Origin of the sequence: Companilactobacillus crustorum JCM 15951 (assembly GCF_001434585.1) — a bacterium.
Classification (GTDB): Bacteria; Bacillota; Bacilli; order Lactobacillales; family Lactobacillaceae; genus Companilactobacillus; species Companilactobacillus crustorum.
Genome location: NZ_AZDB01000009.1, coordinates 1 through 20,548, shown reverse-complemented (window position 1 = coordinate 20,548; position 20,548 = coordinate 1). Strand labels below are relative to the sequence as shown.

The 20,548-nt window shown below is 33.9% G+C and carries 16 protein-coding genes; 14 read left to right on the top strand and 2 right to left on the bottom strand.

Annotation, left to right across the window (positions count from 1 at the left end; all coding sequences use genetic code 11):
• Nucleotides 1–6 precede the first annotated feature (6 nt).
• The gene (locus FD26_RS03925) at nt 7–840 is read left to right on the top strand and encodes a putative RNA methyltransferase (RefSeq protein ID WP_057867138.1); all 834 of its coding nucleotides are present in this window, start codon (nt 7–9) and stop codon (nt 838–840) included.
• Between the two features lie 42 nt (nt 841–882).
• Here the strand turns inward: FD26_RS03925 and FD26_RS03920 are convergent, their stop codons facing one another.
• Nucleotides 883–1,437, bottom strand: a complete 555-nt coding sequence (locus tag FD26_RS03920) for a TetR/AcrR family transcriptional regulator (protein ID WP_057867137.1) — start codon at nt 1,435–1,437, stop codon at nt 883–885.
• 139 nt (nt 1,438–1,576) lie between these two features.
• On the opposite strand from FD26_RS03920, the gene FD26_RS03915 reads away from it, so the two are divergent.
• From FD26_RS03915 to FD26_RS03905, 3 genes are read left to right on the top strand one after another with little or no spacing between them, the layout of a single operon-like run.
• Entirely contained in the window at nt 1,577–3,943 is a 2,367-nt protein-coding gene (locus FD26_RS03915) for an ATP-dependent DNA helicase (protein WP_057867136.1), read from the top strand.
• Nucleotides 3,940–4,656 carry a hypothetical protein gene (locus tag FD26_RS03910; protein WP_057867135.1) on the top strand — a complete coding sequence of 239 codons (717 nt, stop codon included), beginning with the start codon at nt 3,940–3,942 and terminating at the stop codon, nt 4,654–4,656. The genes FD26_RS03915 and FD26_RS03910 overlap by 4 nt, the downstream gene beginning before the upstream one ends.
• Nucleotides 4,653–5,567: a sce7725 family protein gene (locus FD26_RS03905; protein WP_103429379.1), complete on the top strand. Its 915-nt coding sequence runs from the start codon at nt 4,653–4,655 to the stop codon at nt 5,565–5,567. Before FD26_RS03910 ends, FD26_RS03905 begins: the two co-directional genes overlap by 4 nt.
• A 659-nt stretch (nt 5,568–6,226) precedes the next feature.
• Here the strand turns inward: FD26_RS03905 and FD26_RS03900 are convergent.
• Entirely contained in the window at nt 6,227–7,090 is an 864-nt protein-coding gene (locus FD26_RS03900; protein ID WP_057867134.1) for an NAD(P)-dependent oxidoreductase, read from the bottom strand.
• 142 nt (nt 7,091–7,232) lie between these two features.
• Between FD26_RS03900 and FD26_RS03895 the strand changes: the two genes are divergently transcribed.
• The 10 genes from FD26_RS03895 (at nt 7,233) to FD26_RS03850 (ending at nt 20,440) form a co-directional block, all read left to right on the top strand.
• Nucleotides 7,233–8,084, top strand: a complete 852-nt coding sequence (locus FD26_RS03895) for a YitT family protein (protein WP_057867133.1) — start codon at nt 7,233–7,235, stop codon at nt 8,082–8,084.
• Nucleotides 8,085–8,208: 124 nt separating this feature from the next.
• Nucleotides 8,209–8,799, top strand: a complete 591-nt coding sequence (locus FD26_RS03890; RefSeq protein WP_057867132.1) for an NAD(P)H-dependent oxidoreductase — start codon at nt 8,209–8,211, stop codon at nt 8,797–8,799.
• A gap of 187 nt (nt 8,800–8,986) precedes the next feature.
• On the top strand, nt 8,987–10,870 hold the full coding sequence (locus tag FD26_RS03885; protein ID WP_057867131.1) for an LTA synthase family protein: 1,884 nt from the start codon (nt 8,987–8,989) through the stop codon (nt 10,868–10,870).
• 114 nt (nt 10,871–10,984) lie between these two features.
• Entirely contained in the window at nt 10,985–12,865 is a 1,881-nt protein-coding gene (locus FD26_RS03880) for an LTA synthase family protein (protein WP_057867130.1), read from the top strand.
• A gap of 211 nt (nt 12,866–13,076) precedes the next feature.
• Nucleotides 13,077–14,186 (top strand): DMT family transporter, encoded by a 1,110-nt coding sequence (locus FD26_RS03875; protein ID WP_057867129.1) that lies wholly within the window; start codon nt 13,077–13,079, stop codon nt 14,184–14,186.
• Nucleotides 14,187–14,333: 147 nt separating this feature from the next.
• A complete protein-coding gene (locus FD26_RS03870) occupies nt 14,334–14,930 on the top strand; it encodes an NAD-dependent epimerase/dehydratase family protein (RefSeq protein WP_057867128.1) in 597 nt (198 codons plus the stop codon).
• Nucleotides 14,931–15,268: 338 nt separating this feature from the next.
• A complete protein-coding gene (locus FD26_RS03865; protein WP_057867127.1) occupies nt 15,269–16,891 on the top strand; it encodes an APC family permease in 1,623 nt (540 codons plus the stop codon).
• Between the two features lie 332 nt (nt 16,892–17,223).
• Nucleotides 17,224–18,819, top strand: a complete 1,596-nt coding sequence (locus tag FD26_RS03860) for an APC family permease (protein WP_057867126.1) — start codon at nt 17,224–17,226, stop codon at nt 18,817–18,819.
• Between the two features lie 233 nt (nt 18,820–19,052).
• Nucleotides 19,053–19,586, top strand: a complete 534-nt coding sequence (locus FD26_RS03855) for a DUF1836 domain-containing protein (protein WP_057867125.1) — start codon at nt 19,053–19,055, stop codon at nt 19,584–19,586.
• 5 nt (nt 19,587–19,591) lie between these two features.
• Nucleotides 19,592–20,440, top strand: coding sequence for a DegV family protein (locus tag FD26_RS03850; protein ID WP_057867124.1), 849 nt, complete (start codon nt 19,592–19,594; stop codon nt 20,438–20,440).
• Nucleotides 20,441–20,548 lie beyond the last annotated feature (108 nt).

Sequence of the window (20,548 nt, the reverse complement as noted above, 5' to 3'; positions counted from 1 at the left end):
ATAGTAATGAATAGTAAGATTCAAAAATTTAGTGATAGTAAAGAATATTTTCAATGTCCTCTTTGTGGAAAACAATTGAGTATGCAAGAAAATAGTTTGGTTTGTCCACAAGGGCATAACTTTGATATCTCTAAAAAGGGATACGTTGATTTTATTTTAAACAATCGTCAACAAAAGAATTATGATCGGGCGTCGTTTGAAAATCGTCATTTGATCTTGGAACATGGAATGTATGATCACATTGCCAATAAGCTATTAATGTTGTTAAGTGACGTAAATATAAAAAATATTTTAGATGTTGGCTGTGGCGAAGGATATTATTCTAAAAAAATTGCTGATTTAACTGACAAAAGCGTTTTGGCTTTTGACATTTCTAAAGACTCGATTCAGTTAGCTGCTAAGGGTCCAAATACACCAGTAAAATGGTTTATTGGCGATTTAGCGCATTTGCCTATTCAGAATCAATCAATTGATGGAATCGTTGATATTTTTTCGTCAGCTAATTATGATGAGTTTAAGCGAATTTTAAAGCCAACTGGCTATATTTTCAAAGTTATTCCCAATCAGTATCACGTACAGGAACTGCGTCAACAAGCTAAGGATCAGCTTCAACAGGAAAAATATTCTAATAAAAAAGTTTTAGATTATTTTGAAGAACACTATCAATTAGTTGAAGAAATTGATGCTACTAAAACTTATCAGGTTTCAGCAGAAGAAAGAGAAGCTTTTATTAATATGACGCCATTGTTGTTTAATGTGGATAACAGTTTAATCGATTGGAACAAGGTTCAGGAGATAACTGTTGGAGCAACTATTTTAGTTGGAAAAACAAAACTATAAATAAGACCTAATGACTGTGTATAAAAAGTCATTAGGTCTTATTTATTTGGCATATTTTTTCAAAGCTTTTTGGAAATCGCCTTTTACTAAAACACCAATTTGGGCAACTATTTCTTGGGGATCTTCTTTCATGTCGTTATGAACCCATTCCAGGATAATTGCAATAAAAGCTAAACTGTAAAAATGAGCAATGAAATCCTTGTGCTTCTGAGCTACATCCATGTCCTGGGCCTGCTTATCAACAATAGCAATTATATAGTTATAAATTACTTCATAGGTATACTTTCCCATAACATCGCGATAGATTGATTCATAAACATTTTTAGACAATTTTTTATTATGCTTGATCAATATCATAACGTCATAGAATCCCTTTTGCCAGTTATCATAATTAGCAGTATTATCTAAAACTTTTTTAGCAATTTTACCAGCTGAGAATTCAACTAGGTCATAAACGTCGTTAAAGTGATTGTAAAAAGTTTGTCGAGTTAGATCGCATTCAGTGACAATATCCTTAACGGTGATTTTATCAATGTTTTTATGGTGTAAAACGACGCATAACGCCGAACTAAGTATTTTTTCAGTATCGTTTGGCATTAAAATCCCCCAATTTTTTCGATCCGTATTATTATATATGCTTTTGGAAGAAACGTCATGCTTAATTAGTAAACTATTCGTTACAGACAAAATCGAACATATGTTTTACAATGTTATTTAGCAATTAAGGAGGTAGTCTATGACGACTAAGATTGGAATTCGCCAACTAGTAGAATTTGTGCTGCGTAGTGGGGATTTAAATGAGATTAAAAATAGTCAAAATACTGCTCAAAATGGGGCACGAATTCATCGTCGACTACAAAAAGAGCGTTCAAAAAATCAGGATTACGACAGCGAAGTTTATTTAAAAACAGAAGTTACGATGAATGATAATCAGTATCTAATAGCCGGTAGAGCCGATGGAATAACCTCAAATGACAAAAAAACTACGATTGAAGAAATCAAGACTTCGGATCAGACTTTTGATGATTTGAGTACCAATACTTTAGAGCTGTATTGGGGACAGGTAAAAGTTTATGGCTACATTATCTTGCAGGAACATCCGGAACTAAATCATGTAGCACTGCAATTGACTTATTTTCGAGTAAGTACCGAAGAGATTACTACTACTGAAAAAACATTCGACAGAAGTGAGCTTCAAAAATTTTTCCAAGGTTTAATTGATGAATATGAATATTGGTTAACCTTGAGAGCTAAATTACGTAAAACCCGAAATGGCTCAATAAAAAAATTATCGTTTCCATTTCCTAAATTTCGGGCCGGACAACATGAATTGGCAGCGGCAGTTTATAAAACGGTTGTTTATCAAAAACGTTTATTTGTTGAGGCACCAACTGGGACTGGAAAAACAATCTCGACTTTATTTCCGACCATTAAAGCCATGGGCGAAGAAAAGATTCAACGGTTGTTTTATTTAACGGCTAAGCAGAGTACGCGTCGAGTTGCCGAAGAAGCAATTAATTTGATGTCAGAGAAGGGATTGAAGTTAAAGAGTATTACTTTAACTGCCAAGGATAAAATTCGCTTCCCAGAGCAAGATGTGCCGCCAGAGGAAGATCCATATATGATTGATTATTATGATCGTTTAAAGCCCGCATTAGCTGATATTTTGACGAATGAGGATGCTATTACACGAGAGGTAATTGAAACATATGCCAAAAAGCATACTGTTGATCCTTTTGAATTTTCATTAGACATCTCGCTATTCTGTGATGTTATTATTTGCGACTACAATTATCTTTTTGATCCATTAGTTTATCTTCAAAGATTTTTTATTGAAAAGGATACTGATAATTTCTTTTTAATTGATGAAGTTCATAATTTGGTCAGTCGTTCCCGCTCAATGTATTCGGCAACAGTCAGCGACACTGCCATTGCAGGTTTGTTGAAGGAAGCTAAAGCAATAAAAAATAAGGCCAGCGAGGACTTTCAAAAGCATTTGAAGAAGGTACGACGTGTCTTTAATCAGATGAAAAAAGTTTTAAAAGAAGAAAATCGTCAAGAAAAAATAACTTCATCAGCTCCAGACAAATTAATTGATGCTATGGGCAAGTTTAATGATTTTATGGGGGAATGGATGCAGGATCAAAAACCCTCTGATTTTTTAGATAATGCTAAAAATTTCTTCTTTGATTGTTTAACTTTTGTGAAAATCGGTGCATTATTTGATGACAGCTATAAAACCAGAATTTTTTTAGACGAGAAAAACTTAGTGGTAAAGCAACTTTGTCTTGACTCCAGTCATTTTATCGATCAATCGCTAGATCTAGGACTAGGAGCTGTATTGTTTTCAGCCACATTGTCGCCAATGGATTATTATCAAAGCGTTTTAGGAGGAGTCGACAAAAGCTTGGCTTATCAGTTGCCATCACCGTTTCCAGTTCAAAATCAAGATATCCTGATTACTCAATATATTCAAACGACTTATCGGCAACGGCAATTGAGCCAAAATGATATTGTTAAAAGTCTGAAGACAATGATTGATGCTAAAACGGGCAACTATTTGTTCTTTTTTCCATCATACAGTTATTTAAAACAAATTAAGACAGCTTTTGAAAACGAATATCCAGAGGTTATTGTCGTGTCGCAACAAGGCGAGATGGATAATTTAGCTCGTCAAGAGTTTTTAGATCAGTTTCAAGAAGATCCTCAAACAACTTTAGTTGGCTTTTGTGTTTTAGGAGGGATTTTTTCAGAAGGAATCGATCTTCGAGGCAATCGCTTGATTGGGGTGGCGATTGTTAGTGTAGGATTGCCAGGATTAAGCCCAGAGAACAATTTGATTCGGGACTATTATGATTCTAAAAATGGTCATGGATTTGAATATGCTTATCAAATGCCAGGGATGAATAACGTTTTGCAAGCCGCGGGACGATTGATTCGAGGTAGCCATGATTGTGGCATTATCCTATTGTTGGACCAACGTTTTGGAAGCAGCCGGTATACCAGACTTTTTCCACAGCACTGGCAAAACTATCTCCGAATTAAATCGCAGCAACAATTAACAGCTGCTGTTAATAACTTTTGGGAAGGTAAGGCGAAATGAAAACTAAGTTAACCAAGGATTTAGAAAAAACGCTCTATCAATATTGTTATGAGCAGGGATCGTACGTGGTAGAAGAAGTTTCAATGCCTGATAAAAAAGGAATTGTTGATACTTTAAGTTATCAACAGTTGACTGATGATCAAGTAGAATGGCGTTGCTATGAATTAAAAGTAACTAAGGCTGACTTTCATTCGCATGCAAAATTGTCTTTTATTGGCAATTATAATTATTTTGTTTTGCCGCAAAAATTGTATCAAGAAGTGAGTGACGAAATACTTAGTCAGATTGGTGTCCTAATTTATCGGGCGTTTGATAAAAAAGCAATCGAGGCTTCTCCACAAACACTACGTGCACCTGGATTTTTAACGATTGCCAAAAAAGCTCAATATCAGGAGCTACAAGTGGATGAACAGAAGTTAACAAGTCATTTTGTGGCTTCGCTTTTTAGAGAAGTAGACAAAGCCAAAAAAGTTGAAAAGGGATTACAGTTATATTCTGATGATAGATTATTTAAAGAGCTCAAGAAAAGAACTAAGTCAGGGTACGATGTCTATAGTCCCGATCATAATTTGTACGATCGGTTTGTAGAAGAGTTACGAGATGAGGCAATTGAGGCACTTCAAGATGAATTGGATGCTCGAAATGAAGAGTATCAAGCTTTGAAATTACAATTGCAAGAACTGAAACAGCCTAATCTGGAGGATAAAATATGACGTATTATCCTTATTTACGGGGAAGAATGTATGATTTATTGGCTCTAAAGGAATTGTCTGAGCAAGGCCAACTTAGTCATGACATTATTCCTATTATTGAGCCAGTACGAGATTCCAAGGAATTACAGCAGACAGTAATGACCTTTATTGAGCAACGACAACCGTTTAGTGTTATCGCTAATCCCCAAGTAAGCGTTTATGGATTGAATGGTACTAAAATTTATCCACTACCTGATGTGGATAAATTAAATTATTTTGTTCCCAGTGCAATTTTAGCGGCCGATTTCAGTAGTGATTTTTTGAAAAAACAAAAAAAACAAGAATCATTGCTAGTTGTTCAAAATTATCAGTTATTAAAAGCTTATCAAAATACCAAAGTTTTACAGAATGTGGATAAAGTGTTAATTCCTGAGGTAGCACGAATGCATCGCTTAGTAAAAGATAAGGTAGGTTTATTATGTGACCCCTTAACCTTTGTAAGGCATGTTGAAGATTATGCTGACTTGAAAGATGAGTTTTTTGAACCTGCCAATTGGTATCGGCAAGTGGATAATTATGATGGATTTGGCGATTATTCAATGGTAGGACATGTTTACTTTGATAAAGGAATGCCAGCTCGTGCGATTGCTTTACATTTAATTTATGTGACAGCAGACGGTAGTTTAAGAATTCATCACTTTGTTTCAGACAGCAACGAGAAGATGAGTGGTCAAAGAGAAAAATTTTTTGAGGCACTTTATAAAATGAATAATTGGTGCGATAAAAATATTCATGGTCTTAATTTGACCCCAGCATTGAAACAACTGCTAGAATATGGGCAACAAAATAAATTTCCTGGTTTAGGTGTAGTTAAAAAGTTATCGTTAATGCATCATTTTCAATTAATGGGGCGACTATTGGAATCTATTTAAAAAGGGTCCTCCAATAGCCTAAATCTGAACTCTTTCTCGCATTGGGTTATAGCGTGAGTATGTTTAAATTTCCGTCCTCCACAAAAATTGGAAATGCTGTTGGAACGCTATGGGCCGATTTGAAACTAATTATTTTACACTTTGTGTAAAATAATGGATTTCCAAACTCGGCCTCATTGTAACCGGCAAAGCCGCTAACAATGATCTCATAGCTGAACGCATTCCCAATTTTTGTTCCGGACTGTTTTCTACTTTGTTTATGAATTTTGAATAATAGATAAAAACTGTCACTGTTAAGAAATCCAAGCATAATTGTATGTCTGGAATATCTAATAGTGACCGTTTTTTAATTTACTATTTAATGTTTTGTTCAATAATATTAGGACCAAAGACTTAATCGGTAGTAAAAAATCTGTGGGCCCTCAGTGGTGATATTCTACTTAGCTTGCGAAGCAAGGTTAGTAGAAGACCGAGCTTAGAGATCCATAATTACGCACAAAGTGTGGAATTATTAGCTCTAAGTCGTGTCCACCACGTTCCAGTGGCCCACAGATTTTTTGCGGACGATGGCATACTTCAACCACATCAGTTAGTATACTCACGCTATAACCCAACTTGAGTAAGAACCAAATTTGGAAGGGATCTTTTCTATTGAATAATTACCACCATAATTTAATTAGGGCCTGAGTACCGTCATTGCCAAGATTTTTATCGTCAACTAAAGTTTCGTAAAGTTTTTTAGCTTGTTGGGTAGCAGGCAGCTCCAAATTCATCTTTTCACTTTCGTCTAGAGCGATTCGAAGATCTTTTAAGAAATGTTTGGAATAGAAACCGGGTTTAAAATCTTCTTGAAGAATTCTTGGTCCATAGTTTTCCAAACTCCAGTTATCGCCGCCACCGCCTTCGACAGTTTGAAGGACATCATTTAGATCTAATCCAGCTGCCTTAGCGTAGGCAAACATTTCGGTTAATCCAGTCATGGTTCCGGCTATCATAATTTGATTAGCCATTTTAGCATGTTGACCGGCGCCAAAGGAACCGAAATAGTGAGTAGACTTGCCAATGATTTTAAAAATAGGTTTTAGTGATTCATAAGCACTTTTAGAACCACCAACCATAATAGTTAAATTGCCGTCGCGGGCACCTACATCGCCACCAGAAACAGGAGCATCAATAGCTTCTACGCCAATAGTTTCAGCTTTTTTACCGATTTTTTTGGCTAAAGTAGGTGTACTTGTAGTCATATCAACGATAATTTTACCCTTGGTTAATCCTGCGAAAATTCCATTGTCTTTGAAATAAACGTCTTCTACATCTTTAGGAAAACCAACCATGGTAAAAGTTATATCAGCAGCTTCTGCAACGTCTTTAGGATCGGCGTACCATTTCGCACCTTTAGCAATCAATGGTTCGGCTTTTGATTTGGTTCGTGTATAAATGTGGATTTCATAGTTAGCTTTGAGAAGATTATTGATGATGCCGCTACCCATGACTCCTGTTCCAATAAAACCAATTTTTTGCATGACAATTCCTCCAATCAATACGTTTATTATATTATATGAAAAAAACTATTGATAATAATCTGTGTAAGGTATTTTTTGAGGGGACTTATTTGCTATAATTCTTGTGACATACGTTCAAATAAATAGACAGGGAGGGGATTTCATGACATTTATAAAAAATTACTACAAAAGTATTTTGGCAGCTTTGTTTTATGGGATAACCTCGGCTTTAGGTATTCAATTACTACTACAGCCGGCAAAATTATATACCAGTGGTGTAACGGGGGCCTCACAGTTAATCGTTAATCTTTTAGAGCAATTTGCTCATTTAAACACACCAGTTTACTTGTGGTATGCGTTACTAAATCTACCTTTGATAATATTAGCTTGGTTTAAACTTGGCAAAAAATTTACAATTCTTTCAATTATTTCAGTTGTAGCAGCATCATTATTTATTTTAATCGTACCTTTATATCCAATTACTAAAGATCCATTGTTGTCATCAGTATTCGGGGGAATTTTATCTGGCTCGGGTATTGGTATTTGTTTCCGTTATGGTTTTTCCACTGGAGGAACTGATATTATTGCTTTGATTGTTCAAAGAAGTACGGGAAGATCAGTTGGTCAAGTTAGTTTTGCCATCAATGCAATTATCATTATTATTGCAGGTTTTGCTTTTGGTTGGGAATTAGCACTATATACAATTATTTCAATTTATATAACTAATTTGGTTATTGATCGGATGTATATTCAACAACAAAAAATTACTGTTACAGTTTATACTCATAAAATTGATGAAATATCTCAGGAGTTGTTGAAGTCGCTTAATCGTGGTTTGACATTGGATTACCATCTAAAGGGTGCTTATTCTGGTGAAGAGATTGGGTCGATAACAATGGTACTGACTAAATATCAATTGTTCTTTGCTAAGAAAATTATTTTAGATGTTGATGAGAATGCTTTTATCAACATTCAACCAACAATGTCAATTGCTGGAAAATTCAATGATAATTAAACAGGTTAAAAGATCCAATAGCATAATTCCAAAATAGACCAGAAAAAACACCACTTTTTGGGTCTGAAAATCTCTTTAAACATAATATAATGTGGAGCATAAGGGTTATAAGGAGATTTTGTATATGAAAACAATTATTTATGCTCATCCGTTTCCGGGTAGTTTTAACCATGAGATTTTAAATAGATTGTCTAATTCCTTCTCTAAAAATGATGAAGAATTTGAGCTAATTGATCTTTATTCGGATGGTTTTGATCCAATTCTTTCTAAAAAAGATTTGGCCACGTACAGTCAAGGAAAAATTGACGATAAGTTGGTTAAAAAATATCAGCGGAAGATTGCCTGTTCTGATGAGTTAGTGTTTATTTTTCCAATTTGGTGGCATAATTTACCAGCAATGTTAAAGGGCTTTTTTGATAAGACAATGTTGAATGGCTTTGCTTATGATGAAAGCAACGGTTGGCAAGGATTATTAACTTATATTAAGAGAGCCACCGTTATAACGACGTCAACTGTCACAAAAGAACATTTGGAAAATAATTGCGGTAATCCTATTCAAAATGTTTTCATTGATCGGACGTTAGTAGATTTAGGAATTGATCAAAAAACGGTTCATTGGATTCATTTCGGCAAAGTTAATACAACTACCGATGAAGATAGAGAACAATTTTTGAATGATTTACCTAGTTTATACGCGCAACAATTTATAAAGTAGATAAAATTATTTTTAATAAAAAGTCAAAAAACAAGAAAAATGAGTGATGTGAAACTCATTTTTCTTGTTTTTTTTTTGCGAAGATAATGGTCTTTTGTCTCAAAAGTTTTTGTGCCATTCGTATGGATATAAAATTTTTTTAGTTTATTATGATATATAATACGAATATTACATGAGGATGTTTTTAATGCATAAAAAAAGTCACAAGATTGAGGGATTACAGATATGCTTCATGGTTGTCTCGGCATTTGTTGTCGGGGCTATTTTGAATTTTGCTCAAACTAATGATTTTATTTTTACTAGTCAGATTATTTTTGGAACCAATTTCAATACATATTTGTTAACTGTTTTAATTTTATTCATAATTTATTTGGGAATATACGGAGTGGTTAATCGATTTTTCTATACTTCAGCAATATATTTTGTGTTTTTTATGATATATGCGGTGGCTGATCGTTTAAAAGTGATTTATCGATCAGAGCCAATTTTACCTAGTGACTTATTAATGTTGCGTAATAGTCGTTCGTTGTTGTCCATGCTTACACCAGGATTAATCATTAAAGTTGGGTTGATCTTGATAGTTCTGGTTGGAGGATTTATTTTTTTAGAGAAAAAGTATGGCCAAAAGATGCTTCATTTTAAAACTTGGGTGAGATTGATTTTAATTGGATTAATGGCTTTTAGCATTGGAATCTTCTATACAGCTGACAACACTGATTCAATGACCTATAAAATATTAGCTGCATCTGGCTACACTAATTCCGATTCAAATATCAATCGTTCAGCTAATAGTAATGGTCCAATGCTGACTTTTTTAGGAAATATGTATGTTGATGTTATGGATAAGCCAGCTGGTTATAGCAAAGCTAAAATGTTACAGATTGTTGAAAAATATCAGGCGGAAGCTAAGAGTATTAATAAGCATCGTGATAACAATAATTTGCAGGACCAAACTTTAATTTTTGTTTTGAGTGAAAGCTTTTCTGATCCTACACGAGTACCCAATATTAGTTTGAATCAAGACCCAATGTCAAATATAAGAAATTTGAAAAATAATACCACATCCGGTTTAATGATGAGTTCCGGTTATGGCGGCAGCACTGCTAATATGGAATATATGGCCTTAACTGGGTTGGCAATGAACCAATTTTCAAATTCATTACAGACACCATATACTCAAGTGGTTAATAAACAAGACGGTCCTATTAATATAGCAAATAGCTTTAAAACTTCAGCCGCAATTCATCCGTATCATGGCAATTTTTATAATCGTAATTCGGTTTATAAGAGCTTTGGTATTAAATCATTTAAAAATATCGATACAACTGGGGATGCAGCTCTTAAATATTCCAAAACCTTACCAGGTATGGATTATATTAGTGATGAGTCGGCTTATAATGATGCTGTTTGGCAAGTTAATCAGGTTACAGGTGGACAATTTATTAATTTAGTCACGATGCAAAATCATATGCCATATACAAATGATTATGATAATAATCAATTTACTAATACTGGGACTGGTGTGTCTGATGATAACCGGAAGCAAGTTAACAATTATGCTAAAGGAATGAGTTATACCGATACGTCAACATTAAGCTTTTTGAATCAACTGGATCAGATTGATAAACCAATAACGGTTGTTTGGTACGGCGATCATTTACCTGGTATTTATGATGGCAATAACCTTTATGAGAATAATATTGTAGAGCATCAAACGGACTATTTTATTTATAGTAATAAGTATGCTCGTAATCATAATTATGGAACAACTAAATTAACTAACGCGACTCAAGTTACAGATCCAAATGGTTTTATACCGTTGGCTTTGGAACAAATGAATCAAAAAGTAACACCGTATTATGCGCTGTTAACTGAAATTCAGCAAAAGGTTCCGGCGATGGCCAAGAGTATTGATGAAAATAGCGATGGTTTATATGTTGATGAAAATAGTAAAGAGATATTTAAAAAAGATTTGACGGCTGAACAAAAAAATCTAATTGCTGATTATAAATTAGTCCAATATGATTTAACAGCAGGTCAAAATTATAGTAAAAAATTAATTAATAAATAAAACGTAAGAGCAGAGAAAATAAGTATAGACTTATTTCAATTTGTTCTTACGTTTTTTTTGATCCTAAAAGAGTTAATATATATTATGAATATATTTAGTTAAGGGTGTTTATTCGTGCATAGAAAAAAATCAAAAGCTTTATACTATAGTCAATTTATTTTTATGATCTGTTCAGCATTTTTGGTTGGATATCTGTTGGACTACTCGCAAACAGGTTCTTTTAAGATGACTAATGGCATACTTTTTAAAACCGATATTGCGCAGTATGTAATAACGGGATTAATTTTAATGCTGATTTATTTGGCATTTTATGGGCTATTTAATCACTTTTTTTACGCTACGGCAGCGTTTTATATTTTCTTTGCAATTTATACAGTAGCTAATAAATTAAAGATGCTGTATAGAATGGAACCAATCATGCCCAACGATTTAAATTTTTTGACAAATATAAGACAAATTTTATCAATGGTAACTTTTAAAGTCATAATTGTTGTGGTTTTAGTTATTATTTTGATTATTACCGTTTGTATGATTTTAGAAAATATTTTTACTTATGAGTTGATGAAATTTAGTCCGCTGATGAGAATAATTTTTGTGGTTTTGGGAATTTTAAGTATTGCCAGTTTTTATGATGTTAATAAGGAAGGAACGCCGATTAATTTTGTGATGACCAAAGCAGGTTATTCTAATTTCACTCCTAACATTAGTTTGACTGCGAATACTAATGGTCCGCTGTTAACGTTCTTGGGCAATATGCACATTGATATCATGGATGAGCCGGAAGGTTATAGTAAAGAATCAATGACTAAGATCGTTAAAAAGTATCAAAAAGAAGCCGATGTTATTAATAAAAATCGCTCTAACAATAATTTAAATAAGCAAACTTTAATTTTTGTCTTGAGTGAAAGCTTTTCTGATCCTAGCCGAGTTCCTAATTTAAAGGTTAATCAAGAAGCAGCTCCTAATATCATGAATATAAAAAATGAAAATACTTCAGGGTTAATGCTTAGTTCAGGCTATGGTGGCGGAACGGCGAACATGGAATACATGACTTTTACCGGATTAGCTTTCAATCAGTTTTCCAAAGCGGTTCAATCGCCTTATACGCAATTAGTAGTTAATCAAAAGCATCCTACAAATATTGTTAATAGCTTTAAGAAGTCGGCCGCAATTCATCCTTATTATGGCAATTTCTATGATCGTCAAACGGTTTATCCAAAGTTTGGTTTTCAGTCTTTTCGTAATTTAAATACTACTGGTTCATTAGCTTTGAAGTATAAGGATACGATTGATGGTAATCCATATGTTAGCGACGAATCAGCGTATAAAGATACGCTATGGCAAATTAATCAAGAACACAGCGGTCAGTTTATTAGTCTGGTCACAATGCAAAATCATATGCCATATAATGTGATGTATCCGGATAATCCCTTTACGGTCAAGGGATCAGCCACTGAGATTACTCAGCAAGCTGAAAACTATGCTAAGAGCATTAACTTCACTGATAATTCAACAAAAGAGTTTTTGGATAAGATTGATGCAATTCAAAAGCCGATTACAATAGTCTGGTATGGCGACCATTTACCAGGTTTGTACAGTCACAATTCTATGCGAAAATATAATGTCGTTCAGCATGAGACTGACTATTTTATTTACAGTAATAAGTACGCTTTGGAGCATGGTTATGGAACTAAGAAGTTGACAGATTCTACGGAAGTGACTGATCCGAATGGTTTTATTCCACTAGCATTAAAGCAAATGAACCAAAAAGTAACGCCGTATTATGCCTTACTAACTAAGGTACAAGAGGATTTGCCTGCGATGGCTAAGAACAGTGTTGGTAAAAATGCAAGTTTGTACGTTGATGCTGATGGTAAACAGATTTCAAGTAAGCATTTTTCAACTAATCAAAAGCAATTATTGCATGATTATAAATTGGTTCAATATGACTTAACGGTTGGCAAAGGTTATAGTCAATCGACTATTAATAAGTAAAAATGGCTTTAATGAAAAATAATAATCGTAAATAAACCGGTATAACGCTATAGAATAGTGATTATGCTGGTTTTTTTAATGATAAAAATTGTAATTTTAATGAGTCTGGAGTTGCCTTTTTTGTATTTGGAAACATTTTCATTTTTTGTGACCCCAAAATGAGGAGTAAACTAAAGATATTCACTTACAAAAATGGGGATGAAATTAAGTTTTGAATTTAAAGGGTTTTTTATACATTTTGATACCAACTTTTTTGTTCAGCTCAATGGAAATTGCGTTGAAGATTGCTGGAGGACAGTTTAATCCGATTGAATTGAATTTTATTAGATTTTTGATCGGTGGACTGGCTTTACTGCCATTCACAATTCTTTATTTAAAGAAGAATAATGTAAAGATTTCTGGATCAGATTGGGGCCGAATTGCTCTAACCGGTTTTGTGATTGTTGTTTTAAGTATGACACTTTATCAATTATCAATTGGTATGGCAAAGGCTTCAGTTATTGCTATCATGTTGAGTGCTAACCCAATTTTTGGCTTGATTATTGGTTTTGTATTCCTCAAAGAAAAATTATCAAGGACTAATGTCTTGGCTTTGATTTTAACGTTAGTTGGTTTATTGATTATTATTAATCCACTGCATTTAACTGGTGCTATGGGAATTACTCTAGGTTTATTATCATCAATTATTTTTGGCGTTTATGGTGTTATGTCCCGGGTTAATGGTAATAAGATTGGTTTAAATGGCCTTTCGATGACTTGTTTAGCCTTCTTATTCGGTTCCGGAGAATTAGGTATTTTAATGGGTATTACTCATGTGCCAGCTGTAGCTAATGCAATTCCTAGTGGTTATGCTGAATTTGCTAATATTCCTTTTTTCAAGGGAATTAGTTTACAAACTTTACCATTGATTTTGTACATTTCAGTCTTAGTTACTGGTGTGGCTTTTGGTTTATACTTTGTTTCAATGGAAAAAGTCGGTATTTTACAAGCTTCATTGATTTTCTTGGTTAAACCAGCTTTAGCTCCCGTACTAGCCTTGTTAGTATTAGGCGAAGCAATGACAGCCAATACAATTGTTGGTATTGTGGTTATCTTATTAGGATCATTAGTTACACTTATGGGCGAAAAGATTGCTTACGGTGTTATGGCTATTTTCAGACGTAACAATCCTGAAGCGCATCAAGAAGTTGATGAACTAGAAGTTGTAAAAGATAAAATTGAAAATAGTGAACTTGCTAAACGCCGAAAAGCAACTGAAGCAGCAGTTAGAGATTCACTAGAACAAAAACGTGAAGAGCACGAGTTGCCTTCAGAAGATTAATGACAAGTTGTCATTTTAAAATAAGATTATGTGGAAGCGTAAGCTTATTTTTTTTGCTATAACATAGAATATAAAAAAGATTTATTAATTTGTTTGTTTCAAATTCTAATTTTTGTTCTATTATTTAATTGAAAGAGGGATTTTCGTATGGCAAAAAAAGTTGTTATTTTAGGTGCCAATGGTTTTGTTGGTGGAGAATTTGCAAAAGAATTTATTGAAAATGGCGATACAGTTACTAGTATTTCTAGAACTGGTGAACCATTAGGAAATGAATCATGGTACAACAAAGTCGATTGGAAGATCGGTAATGCCTTGTCTAAAGGATTCTGGGAAAAATATATCGAAGGCGCCGATGTGGTAGTTGATACGATTGGTGAGTATCGAGAAAATAAGAATGAAGATTTAACTTTTGAGAAAGTTAATTATCAAAGTGCATTGAATATAGCTGATGTTGCCAAAAAATACAAAGTACCAGTTTTTCTTTACATGTCAGTTGATGATATCCCGGGAGCTAATAAGAGATATATTAGTACTAAACGCGATGCTGAAAACAATTTGAATAAACGTAATTTTAGAACTGTTATTATGAGACCAGCGAACATGACTAGTGACGATGATAATGTAATTGATAGCAAAGCAGCCCATCGTGCTTTGCCAGTTAGTTTAGTTGTTTTGGCAGGGATTGACGCAATTGAGAATGCTAAAGAAAATGTTACTTTAGGTATTGAGGATATTGACCAATAGTAGGAATTATGTGAGTATACTACCGATTAGGTCTTTGATTCTAATATTATTGAACAAAATAGTAAATTAAAAAAACTGCCACTATTAGGTATTCCAGACATACAGTTATGTTTGGATTTCTTAACAGTGGCAGTTTTTATCTGCTATTTAAATTTTATAATAGTTAGTGAACAAAACAGGATTCAGTCCAGCCCATAGCGTTCCAACAGCATTCCCACTTTTTGTGGAAGACGGGATACTTATATTTTAGTTAAACGTTTTCAAGTCCTATTTAAAATTCCTAATAAGTTGTAAACTTTTAAATTGTGCTTAAAAGAAATTTATCGGGGAGTTTATTAATGGAAGAACTAGAACCAAATAAAAAATACATTAGTTGGCCAGTCTTGGCGCTGATGGATTTTGTTACTGTAATTGGGTTTGATGATTTAGCCTATAATTTTCAAAGTCAAGGAATGGGAGTTATTACCTCTTGGGCGATTATGCTATTCTTGTACGTTATTCCTTATTCTTTGATGGTGGGGCAATTAGGTTCCGTCTTTAACAAAGAAGGCGGTGGTTTAACATCTTGGATTAGAGGGACCAATGGTGAATTTTTAGGTTACTTCACCGCTTGGACATATTGGGCTGCTTCGATTCCTTATGTCGTTGATACAGCCAACTCGCTTGTTGTTGGTTTGGGATGGCTTTTTAATGGAAATGCTGGGCTTCAAAATAAAATGTCTAATGGTTGGTTTGCCTTTTGGACATTAGTTATTTTTGTGGTTTTTATTTTTACACAGTCACGTTTTAAGAGATCATTGGAGATCTTGAGTACTATTGGTGGAGTTGCTATTTTTGGTTTAACAATCTTATTTGTTCTTATGACTTTTACAGGATTGGCAATGGGAGGCCATATTGCAACACAACCATTTACGATTCATACAATCATACCGAAATTTAATTTACACTATCTAACTACTTTAGGACTTTTGATCTATGCAATGAATGGTGCAGAATTGATAGCACCATTTGTTACTAAGTTACGTCATCCAAAGAGCGATTTTCCTAAAGCTATGATTATGTTAGCTGCAATGACAGCTTTCTTAACCATTTTTGGATCATTCTCATTAGGTGTTTTCTTCAATGCCTATCATTTACCTAAAGATTTAAAGATGAATGGTGCCTATTATGCGTTTCAAGCACTAGGTGCACAGTATCATCTTGGAAATATATTGTTATATGTGTACGCTTTGGCTGAGGTTTTCTATTTAGCAGCTTTGTTGGCAGTCTTGTTGGATGCAATGACAAGAATGTTGATTTCTGATACTGGAAATAGATATATGCCAAAGGTTCTAAAGAAAACAAATTCAGTTGGGCTACCTGTTAATGGTTATCTGTTAACTTGTGGATTGAGTGCATTCATTATGTCATTGGGTATTTTCTTACCTAGTATGAACGATATTTTCAACTGGCTTCTGAACTTGAACGGAATCATTTCGCCAGGTGTTACTTGTTGGGTCTTCTTTGCTTTTATTAAAATTAGACAGGATAGTCAGAAATATCAATCAGATTATGTCTTTATCAAGAATGACAAAACTGCTTTGACAGTTGGCTGGTGGTGTTTGATAGTTACCGCGATAGCTACAATTTTTGGTATTGGACCTCAAGATGTTAAATTTGCTTCTTCAACTTGGTGGTACGAATTAATTATTAATTTTGTATCTATCATTGTTTTGATTGGATTAGGTTTGATCCTACCTTATGTGACACGTCGTGAAGAACGAAGCATTACAGGTTCAGCGTTTACCCGCTGGCAATGGAGTGGTATTTTAACTGTTATTCTCTTAACAATTATCGGAGATTTATATTTGGGTGGATCTAAGTTAGCTCATAATATTGCTGGAATTGTTGGAATTAGTATTGTGGGAATTTTATTAGTAATTATTTTTGGCTGGAAAGAATATAATCTCAAAGAAAACTAACTCGTAAAGAATCAGTGAAGCAATTAGACTTAATAATTGTTTTTCTGGTTCTTTTTTTAAATCGTTGAACAAATAAGTTACTTAAGTAAAAATTTTTCTATATCATAGCAAGATTTTTTATGGTAAAATATTTCGAGCTGCTAAAAAACTTTCCAAATTGTACACAAAAGGTCAATCTCAGGATTGCGGTCATGTCGGGAAAGTAAGCGCTTGAATTTTTTTATATTTTTAAATCATTTTTCTACTTTTCTTCAAAAAATATTGTATATTTGAATTAACCGTTAGGTGAGTAAATTAGAAAGAATGATTTATTTTCACTTGAGGAAAACGCCATGACAGAATTAGATACAAAGAAAAGATATATCAGCTGGCCAGTTTTGGCCCTGATGGATTTTGTAACGGTAGTTGGATTTGATGATCTAACTTACAATTTCCAAAACCAAGGGATGGGCGTTATAACGTCCTGGATTATTATGATCCTTATGTATGTTATCCCGTACTCATTAATGGTGGGACAACTAGGTTCTACTTTCGACGACGATGGTGGCGGCTTAACGTCATGGGTCAGAGAAACTAGTGGGGAATTCTTAGGGTATTTTGCGGCCTGGACATATTGGGCTGCTTCAATCCCTTATGTAGTTGATACTGCTAATACTATTGCAGTGGCCTTGGGCTGGGTAGTTAATGGTAATGCAAAATTACAAACACAGATGTCTAACAGTCATTTTGCTCTGTTTACGTTGTTGATTTTTATTTTCTTTATAATTATTCAATCTCGTTTTGAAAGGTCTTTGGAAATACTAAGTACTATTGGTGGTATTGCCATGTTTGGAATGACGGTTCTGTTTGTTATTATGACTGTAACAGCCTTAGGAATGGGTGGCCATATTGCCACAAAGCCATTAACTGTTCATACAATCGTGCCAACTTTCAATTTGCATTATCTGACAACATTAGGATTTTTGATTTTTGCGATTAATGGTGCAGAAAGAATCGCTCCTTTTGTTACAAAGATGCGTAATCCCAATCGAGATTTTCCTAAGGCAATGATTATGCTATCAGTAATGACTGGATTCTTAACGATTTTTGGATCATTCTCATTAGGAGTATTTTTCAATGCTTATCATCTACCTGATGATTTGAAGATCAATGGTTCATATTATGCTTTTCAAGCTTTAGGGCAAAGATTCCATATGGGAAATACATTGATGTATCTGTTTGCTTTTACTGAAATTTTTTACTTGGCTGCTTTGTTGGCCGTATTATTAAATGCTATGACAAGAATGTTGATTTCTGATACTGGCAATAAATATATGCCTAAGTTTTTACGAAAGACTAATTCAGCTGGCTTGCCAATTAATGGTTACTTGCTGACAGTTAGTTTAAGTGCTTTTATTATGTTCTTAGGTATTCTTTTGCCAAATATGAAAGATATTTTTAATTGGCTATTGAATTTGAATGGAATTATTTCTCCAGGGGTAACTTGTTGGATCTTCTGGTCTTTTATAAAAGTTAGAATGAATGACGATAAGTATAGTTCTGGCTATGTTTATATTAAGAACAAGACTATGTCCTTAGCAGTCGGTTGGTGGTGCTTAATTTTGACCGGTATTGCTACCATTGCCGCAATCGGACCTCAGGATGTACCTTTTGGTTCATCAATGTGGTGGTATGAATTGGTTATTAATTTTGTTGCCATTATTGTCTTGATTGGATTAGGATTTGTATTGCCATACATTACTAAACGTGAGAGAAGAAGCCAGACAGGAACAGCTTTTACTAAACTACAGCGTTTAGGAATCTGGGTAGCCGTATTGGTTACATTGCTTGGAGATTTATACTTGGGTGATACCAATTTTAGTCGTAATTTAGTTTATATTATTTTGTTAACGGCAGCTGGTTTAGCAATGGTAATTGCTTTAGGTTAGCGAGAGCATGATGTTAAAGAAAGTTTTGAAGGTTAAATAAAAAGCTGATAACTAAGACAATATTTTGTCTTAACTATTAGCTTTTTTTATGCATGAAAAATTTAATCTTAACATGATGTGAACCAATATCCAGTTGATAAAAATAAAATTTATCTAGTATTGAAAACTAGATTGAATAGTTTGAATAACTATGGTAAATTATAACAGTAATTACAAAAAAGGAGTGTTTCTTTATGGATGAATTGCAAGAATGGCTAGATAAAATCGAAGACTATCATCTACCTAGATTTGAAGATCTTCCTGAATTGGAGCTATATCGTGATCAACTATTAACTCTGGTTGATAAATATATCGGGCCAATTTGGTTAGAGGATAGTCCTGTAGTAACGACTTCAATGGTCAATAACTATGTTAAGAACGGTTTGATGCCACATCCAGAAAAGAAACGTTATAATCGAGAACACTTAGCCTATTTGATTGCTATTACTTTCTTGAAACAAGTTGTTTCAATTAATGAAATTCAAGAAGGTTTGGATGTTCAGACCAAATTGAATGGTGGAATAGCCAAAGCTTATGATTTCTTCTGTGATAAGCAAGAAATTGCGTTGAAGATGTTGAATCATCGTGAAGAAGGCCAAGTGCTGTCGGAAAAAAATCAATCTGCAGCTTATTTATTAGTTGAGATGGTAACAATTGCCTTTGCAACCAAGCTAATTACAAAAAAAATCTTGATGATTGAAACTAATAATTCAGACGAAAAGAGCTAATAATAATGGAAAAGATTGCTGTATTGGTAGATTCCTGTTGTGATTTGCCTCAAGAATATCTAAAAAAAGCTGGTATTTATGAATTACCAATGCAAATCACCTACCATGATAAAACCTATTTGGATCGAAAAGAGATTTCTGCTCAAGAAGTTTATGATAAATTGCCAGTAGAAATACCTAAGACTTCTTTACCTTCAGGCGAGTCAATTCAAGAAACACTAAATCAAATTGTTAAAGACGGATATACCCATGTTATTTCTATTTCGGTCTCTTCAGGATTAAGTGGAACTTTTAACTTTTTAAAAGTTTTTCTGGAAGATGACGATCGCTTTACTTCAGTTTATTTTGATACTAAACAGGTAGCTGTTGCTGCTGGTTTAATTGCTGTGGGTGCTAAAGATCAAATTGATGCAGGCGGATCTTTTGAGGAAGTTAGTCTTCACGTTCAAAAGATGATAGAAAATACGGTTGTTTATTTCTGTATTCCGACTTTGACTTATTTACGAGCTGGAGGTCGTATCAGTGCTACAGCTGCTGCTGTTGGAGGAATGTTAAAACTAGCCCCAATTATCACTTGCAAGGCTGATGGTTCTTACACAATAGCTGCAAAAGCTCGTGGAATGAAAAAAGGTCAAAAAATGATGTTAAATTTTGCTCAAGAATTTTTGGGTGATAATCAAAACTATTTACTGGCTGTTGGTCATGGTGCTGATGAGGCAGGTGGACAAAAGATGCTAGATCTATTGCATGATAATCAAATTCAGGGTCAACAGGAATTTTTAGGACAAGTAGGTCCTGCTTTGGGTGTTCATACCGGTCCAGGTTTAATAGGTGTAGGTATTGTTAAGTTATGATAGTTCAAAAAGGTATCCAATGAACTATATAAAGGTTCTCACTCAAATTTAGAGTGTATAGGAATTTTTTCTCTGTAATATTAAATGGTAGATTGCAAATTTAATCCG